This is a genomic window from Niallia sp. 01092 (genome assembly GCF_052318935.1).
GTDB lineage: Bacteria > Bacillota > Bacilli > Bacillales > Cytobacillaceae > Niallia.
Genome location: NZ_JBQRKO010000001.1, coordinates 376,114 through 389,461, shown reverse-complemented (window position 1 = coordinate 389,461; position 13,348 = coordinate 376,114). Strand labels below are relative to the sequence as shown.

Below are 13,348 nucleotides of genomic sequence, written 5' to 3'. Positions count from 1 at the left end.
CAACAGTAGAAAACTGTTGTTTTTTTTGATGAAATAAATAAATTTTACGCATCCAATACATATTAAAAAATATCTTCATACTGAAGAACAAAAGCGGAAGCGCCTTGAACAGCTCTGAAGAAAAATGTTCACATGACTCAAAAAGTGCTTTTTACTTTTAGAGGCATGGGGTTATTTTTCACAAGAGCTAGGCGCTGGAGCTGGATGCGGACACAACCGCCAAGTTATCCACAATCCCATTTCGTTTATAATTTCCTAGACGATAAGTAAAAATAAGCTTGGTTGGTTATTCTAAAATTACATATTTTATGAAAGGATGGAGAAGTAAGATGCTGAAAAAAATAATGTGTTCAGTTGTCTTGACCTTAATATTCTGCAGCAGTGATACATTAGCAGCACAGAACGAAGCACAAGAGTTAGAAATAGGAGCAAAAGCACCTGATTTTTCATTAAAGAATCTTGCTGGAGATACAGTCAAATTATCAGATTATCGTGGGAAAAAAGTAATGCTAAACTTTTGGGCAACATGGTGTCCTCCTTGTAAACAGGAAATGCCAACGATACAGCAATTCTTTAAGGAAAGTGGGAATAAGGTTGTCATTTTAGCAGTAAACATTGACGGAACAGAAGATGTAGTTGATTTTGTAAATAATAGACATTTAACTTTTCCAATTCTTTTAGATGAAAAGGATAAAGTGAATGAGCTTTATAAAATAATAACCATTCCGACCACTTTTTTTATTGATGAAAATGGGGTAATAAAGCAAAAATATTATTCCGCTATGCCAATTACAATTATGAGAGAATATTCAAAATGAATGAAAGCGCTTGCGATTGTGTTTTAAATAATTTATAATAAAATGGATACAAGTTGCAAGTTTACCATTTGAATTTTCAGAAATAATTTTATATTATGAATTATAGGTATAAAATAAAATTTCTAAAAAATCCTAATGATTATAGAGATTATCGGAAAAGATAGAAAATAATCGAATAAAAAGGAGTTTTAAATAATGAGAAAACCACGTAAACGTTCCTTTCAAGAATTAGTATCAGAAAATAAGCTTCAATTATTAAAGGACAAAGATGCGATTGAAAAAATTGAAGAACGACTGGAAGAACGACTTGGCAAAAAACACTTAAAAGAAGTACGTTAAAGTGCTTGTTGTCTTCTATAAAACAGTTATTACCAATTATCATCTTTTTTAGATTGCGCATAATAACAAAGAAGGAGTTGATATTATGGGTAATCCGAAAAAAGATAGTAAGCACTTTGTTCCTAGCCATATTGGAACACAACCAAAAGAGTTTGGTGGAAATAAAGGAAAACAAATGCAAGATAAGTCAGGACAACATCCTCAAGTAATACAAACAAAAGGGGAATAAGAAAAGCGTAAGCGACTTGTTTAGCCCTGAAGAAAAATGTTCATTCGACTCAAACCTTTTAGAGGCGAAGGGTTATTTTTCATAAGGGCTTGGCGCTGGTGCTAGACAAAGAAAAGCGTAAGCACCTAGTTCACTTTAAACCTAGCCACTTAACTAATTTCAAAATATACTTTAAAAACCAGCTCTCGTCTACTGAAATGAGAGCTGGTTTTTTATTAATGTAACTAGTGATCCTTTCATTTTAATTAACGAAAGAATGGGAATATGGTAGTATAAGGTGAAAAGATTATATACAAGAATATTTTATAGAGTGAAGTGAACGAAATGAACAGAGAAAATAAAATAGATCAGACTATAGAGGCAAACATTCAAATAATCGAAAAAAATTATTTTGAAAAAGGAATAAAGGTAACGGAAGAAAAATTATTACAACTTATTCAATCATTAAATGAACAGCAGGATAGCAAAGAATTATCGATACTATTAACGATTGCTGCCTTGGCGCGAATGGAAACGAATGAACAAGATTCGATAGCGATAGCTTGGTTAAACAAGGCGCAACAATTGGATCCAACGAATAAAAAAGCTGCAAATTATTTGTCACAGCATGACTGGCAAAAATACCAACAGCTATTACAAGAGCTGATATTTCCTTCAATAAGAGAAACGGATAATCGAACAGCAAAACGTAAAGTTGCAGAGCAGTATATAAATATTTGTAAAAAGTTTTTACATGATGTAGAAGAGGAAAATGAGAAGCTGGAGGCCCAATTGACTGCAGCAAAAAGTTTTGGCAATTCCCAATTGATTACGAAATATAATGAAATCCTTGCTTTATTAAATAAAGTTATTATTAAAACATCCCAATTATTAAAATCTGCTGAAGAATACGAAGAATCGATAAGCGGGGTATTTCATACTTCTATTTATTATGAAAGTGTAAAAAAATTGATTGAAGAATTAAGCGAACTAAAACAAGAATGGAAGCATATATTTGCAAGTGAGGAAAACAAAAAGAAGGGAAAGTCCTCTTTAGATGAATTACAGCAAATGATTGGTTTAGAAACCGTAAAAAAAAGAGTAAAAGATTATTATCGATTTTTAACCTATCAAAAATCACGAAAAGCCTTAGGGTATACGGTTCAAGATGAATTAAGCCTAAATATGATTTTTACCGGTAATCCTGGTACAGGAAAAACAACATTAGCCCGTTTATTAGCTAGTATTTATTATGAATTAGGAGTTTTACCAAGTGAAGAAGTAGTAGAAGTGGATCGTTCCCAATTAATTGGCGGTTTTATGGGGCAAACTGAAGAAAATGTCCGTGCCGTCGTAAAAAAAGCATTAGGCGGGGTGCTATTTATTGATGAAGCATACAGCTTAAAAAGAGAGGGACAAACTAGCAATGATTACGGACAAGCAGCAATTGATACATTAGTTTCTTTAATGACTGGCACAGAGTTTGGTGGGAAATTTGCCGTAATTTTAGCTGGATACCCAGAGGAAATGAGACAATTTTTAGACAGTAATCACGGACTACGGAGTCGTTTTCCATCTTCTAATATGATTCATCTCCCTAATTATAATAAACATGAACTTTTGCAAATTGCCGATAAAATAGCAAGTGATAATGATTATGTGATAACAGAAGGAGGAAAAAAAGAACTGTTAAAAAGATTGGAGAAGGAAGAAGTAGATGAAAGCTTTGGCAATGCTCGTGCCGTAAAAAATATTGTCCTTGATGCGATTTTTAAAAAAGGTTCTCAACGATTAAATGATCAACATTTTTTAGCATATACTCTTTTAGAAGAGGATGATTTTGCAATTGATGAAGAAATGTTTTCTGAGAATCCAGCTGAAAAATTAGAATCATTAATCGGCTTAGAGGCAGTGAAAGCAGAATTAAAAAAAATAATAGCTTTTGTGAAATTGCAGCAAGTAAGAAGGGAGAAAGGACAAACACTGCTTCCTATTCAACTCCATGCAGTTTTTACAGGCAACCCTGGAACTGGTAAAACGACGGTTGCTAAACTATATGCTCAATTTTTAAAGAATTGCGGCATGTTAAAAAGAGGTCATTTGATTGTAACAAGCAGAGCAGATCTTGTTGCAGGTTATGTCGGCCAATCAGCGATAAAAACAAAAAAGAAAATAAAAGAATCACTTGGAGGCGTTTTATTTATTGATGAAGCATACTCCTTATTAAATGGTTCTAATCAAGATTTCGGCAAAGAAGTAATTGATACATTAGTAATGGAAATGACAAAACACAATGAAAATTTAGTCGTTATTTTAGCTGGTTATCCAAATGAAACAGAAGAATTATTAGCAAGCAATCCTGGGTTAAAATCACGCTTTAAAAAATTTATCCACTTTGAAGATTACAATGCAGAACAATTAATAAATATTATGAAAGTATATGCTTCTAGCTATGACTATATATTAACAGATGAAGCAATTACGTATATCATGCAGGAGCTAAATACGACCTCGATTCAAGGAAACGGAAGATTTGCGACAAATGTAATTGATGAAGCGGTTCAATTACAAGCATTGCGCCTTTTAGAGAAAGACGGCGATAAAGAAGCTGAGCATAGTGTACTAACAGCTATAGATTTACGTAATGCACTTTCTTTGTTCAAAGATAAGAAAGAATAAAATTTTTGAAGGTAGAGACGAGTGTCTAGTTCCGACGTACAGATAGATGTACAGATGTACGAGTGCCGGCGTTGCAACAGGAAGTGGCGCATTTAGCCAGCCAGTCGTACGGCGATGAACAAGATGCTTGCACTTTTCTAATCAAGAACGAAAGGAAAAAATAGCGTTTTAAATTGGGGGAATCATATTTGAATAAAGAGTTTGTGTCAACAAGAGAAATACAACTGTATTATGCAGATACTGACATGATGGGTGTTATTTATCATGCAAATTATTTAAAATTCTTTGAATTAGGTAGAGTAGGACTAATAGAAGATATTGGTTTTAGTTATGTAGAGATGGAAGAACAAGGATTTTTTGCTCCTGTATATGATATCCAAGCAACTTATAAAAAGCCGTTGCGCTATGGTGATAAAGCGTTTGTGAAAACATGGGTGGAATTAAATGATGGATTAAAAACAACGTATGGTTATAGAGTAGAAAATGGAGAGGGAGAAACTTGTGTTGTAGGTTCCTCCACTCATATTATTGTGAGTAAAGACAGCTTTAAACCAAAATCTTTTAAAAAAAGTTTCCCTGAATGGTTTAATAAATATGAAGAAATCAAAATAAAGCATGGATAAGCGATAAAAAATGATTTTCTCCTTATCTTATCTTTTAAAAGTGGAAATTCATACACTAATTGAATTGGTCGTAATGCATGTGTTAAGAATAAAAAGGAGCGTAATGAATGGCTTTTGGAATAAACAGAAAAGAGTTGCTTGCATGGAAAAGTCAAATTGATAAGGGGGAAATTGCTTTTTTAACTCATTATTGGTTAGACGAACGTTTTCCAAAAAGTAAAACTGTCACAAAGGTTGGCTGTTCAGACATGGAAAAATTAATTAATTGGGGAAAAAAGCACGGACTGAAGGAAGAATGGATTCATAAAAGAAAAGACGGCTATTCCCATTTTGATTTAGTAGGAGAAGTGCAAACAAAAATATTAACAAAAGAAGGAATTACCACCCATATTAAATGATACAAAAGCATGCGCCCAATTAAGAGAAGTGTCTCACAAAGGGCGCAACTTTTTTTCGTCTAGGAGATTATAAACGAAATGGGACTGTGGATAACTTGGCGGTTGTGTCCGCATCCAGCTTCGACGTACAGGACGTACAAGTACCGATGTTGCCACAGTCCGTACGGTGATGAACAAGGAACTTGCACTGTTCTTATAGCTGTTTTTCGTTAAAATACTCCGGCTCATTTGCATCTGCATTAAATTCTGCATATAAATCATTTCCGTCGAAATACCATAAATCTTTGTCTTCAATATAGTAGTGAATACCATTTTTAATGGTACTTACACCAATGTTTATCGGTTCTTCGTTTGAAATCCCAAGGGAAAAACCTTGTTGTACCGTACTGCATCCACCATAACGGGCGAAAAATCGAACATAATCTCCATCCTTTAACAACATTTCTTCTTTATACCAAGATGCAGCTTTATCACTAATAAAAATTTTCATGCTACGGAACACCTCATTTTCTTATGAATAGTTAGCTTCATTAAGGATATATTGCAAACAAAACGCTAAAAGCTCTTTTCATTTTATATGAATAGAATGCAAAAATAGCCTTATAATAAGTTGTTCAAAAATCATTAGGAGAACCTCATCATTACGTCGTCACTTTATTCCTAAAGAGAAGCAATCACCAATGCTTTCTTCTAGGTTTTCGTGCCTCCACTTTAATTGTCCTTCTTTTTGAACACGTACTATGATTATTATAAAACAAACCATTTTTTTATGGAACTATATGAATCATATAACTTAATAAGTATAAATGAACATTGTTCGTCAGGGCTAATCAAGACGCTATCGCTTTTCTTATCCTTAAAATGAAAAAACAGTTCGAACATGCAGTAATAGATGACAAGGTGAATCTAAAAATAATCATTCTTTCAAAATTTTATGGAAAGGGGGAGTTCTACATAAAATGTTGTGCCAATAGTCCCTTCGCTTTTAGCATATAATTTTCCTCCATAATCCTCCACAATTTTTTTACATACACTTAAGCCAATCCCTGTTCCTTCGCCTTTTGTTGTATAAAAAGGGTTAAATAATTTTTTAACACCGTCATCACTAATTCCACATCCATTATCTTCTATTGTTATGAAGACGTTTGACTCGTTTAAAGATGTTCGTATTAGGATTATACCAGTATGTTTATTAGCACTTTCTTCAATTGCTTCAAAAGCATTTTTAATGATATTCACTAAAACTTGTTTTAATTGTTTTTCATTAAAATAGATAAATGGAGCATGATCCGTCAATTCCAGTTTCATCGTAATATTTTTCATGATAGATTCACTTTCGAATAATGTACAAATATCACGAATAAGCGTATTAATGGAGAGGAAATTCCAATTATTTTCCTTTGGTTTAGAAGCATTTAAAAAATCAAAAATAATATCATTTGCGCGGTCAATCTCTTCTAAAGCAATTTCTGCATAACGTTCTTTTTTTATTTCTTCTAAATGCGGTTTAATCAGTTGAATAAATCCTTTTACTGTCGTTAACGGATTACGAATTTCATGAGCAATACCAGCTGCTAATTTCCCAATATTTTTACTATAATCATTGGAAAGTGCTAATTCTTTAAATGTATGCATAGTATGGTCAAAAAAAACTTTTTGCTCATTCATATGTTGATGAAACTCGAATAATTGATTTTTTATTTGGTCTGACAATCTTTCTACATGTTGATCTTGTTTTTTTAATGGAAAACAAAATAAATGGAATAATTGATCCTCTCTTACTTTATAAATGCGATAGAATGATTCATTTTGAAGTATGGGCAAATGAACAGCTAATTCCATTTCATTTATGTCACTTTCTAAAAAACAGTAAAAATCATCTATATTTGAATGAATGTAATCTGCAAAGGTTGACGTTAAATAGGAAGAATGGGGAATCGAGGTACTGATTATCTCTAACTTGTGATTTATTAAGAAGTATGGAAAAGGAAGCTTTTCTATCGCTTTTGTTAATAAGTTCATAAATGATACCATCCTTTAAAAATATGATTTTTTCCTTAATTAGGGTTATTCAAAAAGTCCAGGAACACAAGCTTGTAAATAGCTCCGTTACGTCTTCCCACTAATCCTCACGAACTCTCTACTACGCTCCGGGCTTCGTGGCTCTGTCCTTCTTTTTGAACACGCATTATTAATAAAGTGCTCGAAATAAAATTACTTTTTGCTTAATAGAGTCTATGTCGAAAAAAATCAGGTATGTCATTTAAATAACTCTTTTCGTATAGATTATAGTTATTTACCCCGCAGCTTGAATACACTTCGATTTCTGCGGACGAGTGCCGAGCCTCTTCGTCTTTCTCGCTTTTCCCTCAGGAGTCTACATCTATTCAGGCTGCTAAGTTTTATGTAAAAACAACAAATTTTGAGAAAACAGCCTTAATATTAAAGAAGGCTCTGTTTAACGATAATATGGTTTATAGGAAGGGAGTGGATTCCCTGACCTTTTGAAAATCAACAATGGAATTTAACAGCGCCTTGTGAAAAAAAGTAAAAAAAGAGGCTGCCCCAAACGTTTTGAGACAACCTACATTCTACAACCATTTTACTTTTGGTTCTTTTTTATGCAAAATACGTTTAATATTTGCTCTATGCCTGTACACAACAAATACAGTTAATATAGCTAATATAGCAATTAATAGTTTATCATCCCATAAAAAAATGGAATAAATTAAGCCAGCAGCCGCAGCAGTCATGGAAGATAAGGACACATATTTAGAAATATATAAAATGATAAAAAATATAACAATGATAAATAGAAACAATAATGGCTCATGTCCTAATAAAATTCCAGCAGAAGTTGCTACTGCTTTTCCGCCTTTAAAACTAGCAAAAATTGGATACATATGCCCTATTACAGCAACAACACCAAAAATCAATGGATTTATCGTGATGTCATCAACAAACATATAAGGTAAAAGTGTCGCTAATGTTCCTTTTAAAATATCGGAAATGGTAACAGCGAATCCTGCTTTTTTACCAAGAGTTCGAAAAGTATTGGTTCCCCCTAAGTTGCCACTGCCATGCTCCCGAATATCGATTCCGTAAAAAACTTTTCCGATTATTAATCCAGAAGGAATCGACCCAAGTAAATAGGCAATTAAAAATAATAATCCTATAATCAAAACAAACTCTCCTTCGTACTTTGTATTATGCTAGTTTATTGTAACATGTATTAGGGAAATCTCCTCCTTTTTTCTGAAATAAAAATTACTAACAAGCATAATTTTCCCTTTTTTAAGGTACACATACAGAAAGATTATTTTAAAGAAAAAATAATGATACAATGGGAGTAACTATTGTTCTTTTTTGTAAGATAAGAAAGATAAAATTTCGAACCTAGTTTAGTGTCTAGCTCCGGCGCCTAGCCCCTGTGAAAGATAACCTCTTGCCTCTAAAAGTAAAAAACACTTTTTGAGTCAAGAGAACATTTTTCTTCGGGGCTGAGCAAGGCGCCTGCGCTTTTCTTATAAATCTTTCCTATTATGAATAACGTATTATTAAAAATCGGATAATGTCACAGGAAATAGTTTATTTTTAGAATAATTTATTCACAGAATAGTTGGATATTAATAGGTGATTTTTTCTATTAAAGTATATAATGTAAAAAAGAAAGGTGATAAAAAATGAATGTAAATTTAGTGGAAATGCAATCCCTAGATGAGCGGTTAAAAGCATTGGCCAATTTAACAGAACGATTTAAAGAAAGAGCAGCTGAAATTGATGAAAAAGGATTGTTTGTTTACGAAAATATCGCGGAGCTGCAACAATCTGGTTATACTGCCTTAACGATACCTAAAAAATATGGGGGGCAGGAAATTTCCCTTTATGAACTTGTACGGTTACAAGAAGTGATTGCTCAAGGTGATGGTGCAACAGCCTTATCGATTGGTTGGCATATGGGTGCGGCAAGAAATATGGAGGAACGCAGCTGGGATCAGGAATTGTTAGAAAAATTATATAAAAGATTACATCATGGTGCCCTTATTAATGCTGCAGCGTCCGAACCGCAGACAGGCAGCCCGACAAGAGGGGGAAAGCCACAAACAAATGCAGAAAAGATTGGGGATAAGTGGGTAATTAATGGACTTAAATCATTTACAACGATGTCTCCGGTTTTAGATTATTTTATTGTTTCAGCTTCCATAACTAATACTGAAGATGTAGGGAATTTCCTTATTCCTAAAGAAACAAATGGAATAAGAATTGATGAGACATGGGATAGTATTGCCCTAAAAGGGACAGGCAGTCATCATGTCTATTTTGAAAATGTAGAAATAGAAGAGTCTTTTTATGTGGAAGATTTAAATAAACACAAAAAAGTAAATGCATGGTTAATACATATTCCAGCTTGTTATCTTGGCATCGCAGCTGCTGCACAAAAAGAAGCCGTTTTATTTGCAAAAAATTACTCTCCAAACAGTATTTCAGGCACAATCAGTGACCTGCCGAATGTTCGTACTAAAATTGGTGAAATGGAATTAAAGATGCAGCAAGCAAAACATTTTTTGTATTCAGTAAGTAAAAAATGGGATGAAATAAAGGAAGAAGAAAAAGAGTTCATGCAGCCTGAATTGAATGCAGTTAAATTAACGGTAACAAATTTAGCGATAGAAGTAGTCGATCTCGCTATGCGGATTGTTGGAGCACAAAGTTTATCAGCAAAAAGTCCGTTGCAACGATATTATCGTGATGTTCGTGCCGGTTTACATAATCCGCCAATGGATGATAGTACAATCGAGCAGCTAGCGGTGCATTCATTAAACAGTTTTGATTAAATGTTGAACAACTGTCCGTTTCGTAACAAATGAGGACTATTCCCGCGGAAAGGGAGCGGATTCTAGCAAATATCAACATTGCAGTTTAACAGAGACATTTTTTAAAACAGTAAATAAGGTGCTATTTCATGAATCGTTATTGATTTTTTTCATTTTTCCATTGAGCAAAATTCTTTTTTCACAAGAAATAATATGAGAAAATGTAATGGATGAGGAGGGGTTAGATGAATTTACAATCGACAGTCACATTACATAATGGTGTGAACATGCCAAGGTTAGGGTTAGGTGTTTGGAAAGTACAAGATGGGCAAGAAGCTATCGAATCAGTAAAAGCTGCTATTAAAGCAGGTTATATAAGTATTGATACTGCAGCAGCCTATCAAAATGAAGAAGGAGTAGGACAAGGCATTAAAGAAGCTGGTGTACCGAGAGAAAACCTATTTATCACAACAAAGGTATGGAATGCAGATCAAGGCTATGAATCTACTTTAGCAGCATTTGAAACAAGTTTAAAGAAATTAGGATTAGATTATGTTGATTTATATTTGATTCACTGGCCCGTCAAAGGAAAATATAAAGAAACATGGAAAGCGTTAGAAACGCTTTATAAAGACGGTAAAGTAAAAAGTATCGGAGTCAGTAATTTTCATCAACATCATCTGGAAGATTTATTAGAAGACGCAGAAATTGTTCCAATGGTTAATCAAATTGAATTGCACCCTTTATTAAGCCAAACTGAGTTACGTACTTATTGTAATGAAAAGAATATCGTGGTTGAAGCATGGTCACCATTAGCACAAGGTCAGCTATTAGAGCATCCAGTACTAAAAGAAATTGCCTCATCCTATAATAAATCAGTTGCGCAAATTATTTTACGTTGGGATATTCAAAACGATATTGTTACCATACCTAAATCAATAAAGGAACATCGAATCATTGAAAATGCCTCCATTTTTGATTTTGAGTTAAATGAAGAAGATATCAAAAAAATAAATGAAATAAATAAAAATGAACGAGTAGGTCCAGATCCTGACAACTTTAATTTTTAATAGATAGAAAACAGGCAGTGTAGAGGAATAAATCTCACTGCCTGTTTTTGTTATTAAATTATTAATATACGGAAATTCCTTTTAAAGAGAAATATCAGTACATATTAAAATAACGAGTAGAATGATGAGAAAAGAGGTGTTTTGGTGGAAAATACACAACTAAAAATGGAGCCACAGCAGGAAAAAGTCACCATGAATCAAATAACGAGAACAAAAATGAAGGTGACGTTATCTCCCGTTGTTTTTTTTCCATTTATTAAAAAGTCAGCAAAAATAAGAACGGTTCGAAAAAGTGATCAAAGCGTATTAAGTAGTCTTTTTTATCATGGCTTCAAAGATAATATCGATTACAAAGGAGAGACATTAATCATGTATCAAAAAGAATTGAAAGCGTTATTAAAGGGACTGTTTGGTCCTTTTTTATTTGATTGTTCTTATTTATTTATTGAAAAAAATCATGTTGTATCTGCTTCTTTAGTTACATTATTTCAAAATGTACCTGTATTAATGTACGCAGTAACATTGCCGGAACATACAAACAGAGGATTTTTTTCACAATTGCTTGCTCACAGTATGGAATCACTATACAAAAAGGGCTATAAAGAACTTTATTTAGTTGTAACCAATGGCAATGATTCAGCACAGTATATATATAAGAAGTTCGGTTTTCAAGAAACGGCACAAGGATGGAAAGAAATTGTTGATAAATAGGAAAAGCGAAGGGGTTTATGTTGTAAATCCGAAAAAACTAATAATCTTAAAGGTGTGGATTGGATGAAAATTGTTTGTTTTGGTGATAGTTTAACGCGAGGCGTCTCGGTAATTAAAGGACGACTGCGAATCGTAAAAGAAAATTACCCAGCTTTTTTACAAAAATTATTTAATTCGAATACTACAAAAGAGACCGTTATCATTAATAAAGGAGTTTTTAATGATAACTCAAGATTATTAGTAGAAAGATTAAATAAAGATGTCATTTCTGAAAGACCAAACTATGTGTTAATTGGTATAGGAGGGAATGATTGCAATTTTATATGGGACGAGGTTGCCAAGTTCCCGGAAAAAAATCATGAACCAATTGTATCGATGACTGAATATATAAACAATATAAAAAATATTATTTTACAATTAAATGAATACAATATCAAACCTATTTTATTAACCTTGCCTCCATTAGATCCTGTACGATATTACCAATTTATTGTGAAAAAATATGGAACAAGCGTTGGACATTGGATAAGCTGTTGTGGTGGCATTGAACATTGGCATGGTTTATATAATCTACAGTTAAAAAAATTAATTCAGCAATTAAATATTAGTTCAATTGATATTCGTTCAGCACTTAAAAACGCAGGTGAACTAACTGATTTAATAAGTGATGACGGAATTCACTTAAGCTCTGTAGGTTATATAGAAATGAGCACAATCATTTATCATGAATTATTGCTTATAACCAATAATGAACAACAGTAATACTGTGTCAGGCTGTCGAAAAACATTTGCTTTCTTCATTTTCCTTATTCCTCGTCGGCTCTCTATTACAACTACTAACTTGAACTCCTCACAAAACGTTACACGGCGATGCGTCAAGCAATTTCGATCAACCTGAATAAGTTTCCAAATGATATTTCTTCAACACTCTGGCACAACCGTAATGTTGTTAGTGACAAATATATACACAAAATAAAGCAACTATTAGTCTATGGAAAATAACTTTAGTTTGTTATACTAGTGGAAAGAAGCACATAGATAAGGAAAAAGATTGAAAATAACGGAGGAAGTCTGATGAGCAGCATGTATGAAAGAATCTTAGACGTAATAGAAAGAATAGGACCGACAACCATTTTTTCTATTCATGAAGAAATAAATAACCTTCCAAGCGAACAGTTACAGGAAAATAGACCAGTTCCACTTTCATCGATTAAATCAGCAATCACCAGAAAAAAAGACTTATTTTATGTAGACAATAATATTGTTTCTATCCTTCCAGATAAAGAAATAAAAAAACTAATAATCGAATATCAAAATCATGATAGTTGTTGGTATAAATTTACGATTGATTTTATGAAAGAGACCTATATTTTTCAAGAATGGCACCGTTCAGCAAATAAACAAACGCTCCCATTTGGAAAAAGAGTCGTGGATAATGATTATTTAGCATTAAAAAAAGAAATATATAAATTAAAAATATGGGATCTAGAGCTAAGTGCACCCTATGAGTCACTTCCTTCATGGACTTTTACGCTGCAAACAGTGGAAAAAGATTATGTAATAAAAGGCATAGATACAAAAGAGAAAAACTGGAAGAAGATTGAAAAAGTAATTTCACCTTTTATGGATATTCAATCTATTATTAGTAAGTGAACTCTCTATGGCTGTTGATAACTTGGATGCATTTG

The 13,348-nt window shown here is 32.9% G+C and carries 14 protein-coding genes; 11 read left to right on the top strand and 3 right to left on the bottom strand.

What is annotated here, in order from left to right:
* The first annotated feature begins 329 nt into the window (after positions 1 to 329).
* The 6 genes from ACTXGU_RS01905 to ACTXGU_RS01880 all read left to right on the top strand — a co-directional run bounded on the left by ACTXGU_RS01905 (position 330) and on the right by ACTXGU_RS01880 (position 5,065).
* Positions 330 to 818, top strand: coding sequence for a peroxiredoxin family protein (locus tag ACTXGU_RS01905; RefSeq protein ID WP_443479788.1), 489 nt, complete (start codon positions 330 to 332; stop codon positions 816 to 818).
* 195 nt (positions 819 to 1,013) lie between these two features.
* On the top strand, positions 1,014 to 1,157 hold the full coding sequence (locus ACTXGU_RS01900; protein WP_443479787.1) for an FbpB family small basic protein: 144 nt from the start codon (positions 1,014 to 1,016) through the stop codon (positions 1,155 to 1,157).
* An 85-nt stretch (positions 1,158 to 1,242) separates the two neighbouring features.
* A complete protein-coding gene (locus tag ACTXGU_RS01895; RefSeq protein ID WP_443479786.1) occupies positions 1,243 to 1,386 on the top strand; it encodes an acid-soluble spore protein N in 144 nt (47 codons plus the stop codon).
* Positions 1,387 to 1,710: 324 nt separating this feature from the next.
* The gene (locus ACTXGU_RS01890; protein ID WP_443479785.1) at positions 1,711 to 4,044 is read left to right on the top strand and encodes an AAA family ATPase; all 2,334 of its coding nucleotides are present in this window, start codon (positions 1,711 to 1,713) and stop codon (positions 4,042 to 4,044) included.
* Between the two features lie 188 nt (positions 4,045 to 4,232).
* Complete coding sequence (locus ACTXGU_RS01885) at positions 4,233 to 4,667, top strand: acyl-CoA thioesterase (RefSeq protein ID WP_443479784.1); 435 nt, start codon at positions 4,233 to 4,235, stop codon at positions 4,665 to 4,667.
* 107 nt (positions 4,668 to 4,774) lie between these two features.
* Entirely contained in the window at positions 4,775 to 5,065 is a 291-nt protein-coding gene (locus ACTXGU_RS01880) for a hypothetical protein (RefSeq protein ID WP_443479783.1), read from the top strand.
* A gap of 193 nt (positions 5,066 to 5,258) precedes the next feature.
* Here ACTXGU_RS01880 and ACTXGU_RS01875 read toward each other — a convergent pair whose 3' ends face one another.
* The 3 genes from ACTXGU_RS01875 to plsY all read right to left on the bottom strand — a co-directional run bounded on the left by ACTXGU_RS01875 (position 5,259) and on the right by plsY (position 8,247).
* Positions 5,259 to 5,555, bottom strand: a complete 297-nt coding sequence (locus tag ACTXGU_RS01875; RefSeq protein ID WP_443479782.1) for a HesB/YadR/YfhF family protein — start codon at positions 5,553 to 5,555, stop codon at positions 5,259 to 5,261.
* Between the two features lie 434 nt (positions 5,556 to 5,989).
* Entirely contained in the window at positions 5,990 to 7,087 is a 1,098-nt protein-coding gene (locus ACTXGU_RS01870; RefSeq protein ID WP_443479781.1) for an ATP-binding protein, read from the bottom strand.
* Between the two features lie 569 nt (positions 7,088 to 7,656).
* Entirely contained in the window at positions 7,657 to 8,247 is a 591-nt protein-coding gene (gene plsY, locus ACTXGU_RS01865; protein ID WP_443479780.1) for a glycerol-3-phosphate 1-O-acyltransferase PlsY, read from the bottom strand.
* Positions 8,248 to 8,748: 501 nt separating this feature from the next.
* Here plsY and ACTXGU_RS01860 point away from each other — a divergent pair.
* The 5 genes from ACTXGU_RS01860 to ACTXGU_RS01840 all read left to right on the top strand — a co-directional run bounded on the left by ACTXGU_RS01860 (position 8,749) and on the right by ACTXGU_RS01840 (position 13,313).
* Complete coding sequence (locus tag ACTXGU_RS01860) at positions 8,749 to 9,900, top strand: acyl-CoA dehydrogenase family protein (RefSeq protein WP_443479779.1); 1,152 nt, start codon at positions 8,749 to 8,751, stop codon at positions 9,898 to 9,900.
* 224 nt (positions 9,901 to 10,124) lie between these two features.
* Entirely contained in the window at positions 10,125 to 10,949 is an 825-nt protein-coding gene (locus ACTXGU_RS01855) for an aldo/keto reductase (protein WP_443479778.1), read from the top strand.
* Between the two features lie 144 nt (positions 10,950 to 11,093).
* On the top strand, positions 11,094 to 11,660 hold the full coding sequence (locus tag ACTXGU_RS01850) for a GNAT family N-acetyltransferase (protein WP_443479777.1): 567 nt from the start codon (positions 11,094 to 11,096) through the stop codon (positions 11,658 to 11,660).
* 63 nt (positions 11,661 to 11,723) lie between these two features.
* A complete protein-coding gene (locus ACTXGU_RS01845) occupies positions 11,724 to 12,422 on the top strand; it encodes an SGNH/GDSL hydrolase family protein (protein ID WP_443479776.1) in 699 nt (232 codons plus the stop codon).
* A 312-nt stretch (positions 12,423 to 12,734) separates the two neighbouring features.
* Positions 12,735 to 13,313 (top strand): hypothetical protein, encoded by a 579-nt coding sequence (locus ACTXGU_RS01840; RefSeq protein WP_443479775.1) that lies wholly within the window; start codon positions 12,735 to 12,737, stop codon positions 13,311 to 13,313.
* Positions 13,314 to 13,348: the final 35 nt, after the last annotated feature.

Excerpts from the sequence above, each read along its gene's own strand:
- ACTXGU_RS01905 (WP_443479788.1), top strand. The coding sequence starts at position 330 with ATGCTGAAAAAAATAATGTGTTCAGTTGTCTTGACCTTAATATTCTGC.
- ACTXGU_RS01900 (WP_443479787.1), top strand. The coding sequence starts at position 1,014 with ATGAGAAAACCACGTAAACGTTCCTTTCAAGAATTAGTATCAGAAAAT.
- ACTXGU_RS01895 (WP_443479786.1), top strand. The coding sequence starts at position 1,243 with ATGGGTAATCCGAAAAAAGATAGTAAGCACTTTGTTCCTAGCCATATT.
- ACTXGU_RS01890 (WP_443479785.1), top strand. The coding sequence starts at position 1,711 with ATGAACAGAGAAAATAAAATAGATCAGACTATAGAGGCAAACATTCAA.
- ACTXGU_RS01880 (WP_443479783.1), top strand. The coding sequence starts at position 4,775 with ATGGCTTTTGGAATAAACAGAAAAGAGTTGCTTGCATGGAAAAGTCAA.
- ACTXGU_RS01875 (WP_443479782.1), bottom strand. The coding sequence starts at position 5,555 with ATGAAAATTTTTATTAGTGATAAAGCTGCATCTTGGTATAAAGAAGAA.
- ACTXGU_RS01870 (WP_443479781.1), bottom strand. The coding sequence starts at position 7,087 with ATGAACTTATTAACAAAAGCGATAGAAAAGCTTCCTTTTCCATACTTC.
- ACTXGU_RS01860 (WP_443479779.1), top strand. The coding sequence starts at position 8,749 with ATGAATGTAAATTTAGTGGAAATGCAATCCCTAGATGAGCGGTTAAAA.
- ACTXGU_RS01855 (WP_443479778.1), top strand. The coding sequence starts at position 10,125 with ATGAATTTACAATCGACAGTCACATTACATAATGGTGTGAACATGCCA.
- ACTXGU_RS01845 (WP_443479776.1), top strand. The coding sequence starts at position 11,724 with ATGAAAATTGTTTGTTTTGGTGATAGTTTAACGCGAGGCGTCTCGGTA.
- ACTXGU_RS01840 (WP_443479775.1), top strand. The coding sequence starts at position 12,735 with ATGAGCAGCATGTATGAAAGAATCTTAGACGTAATAGAAAGAATAGGA.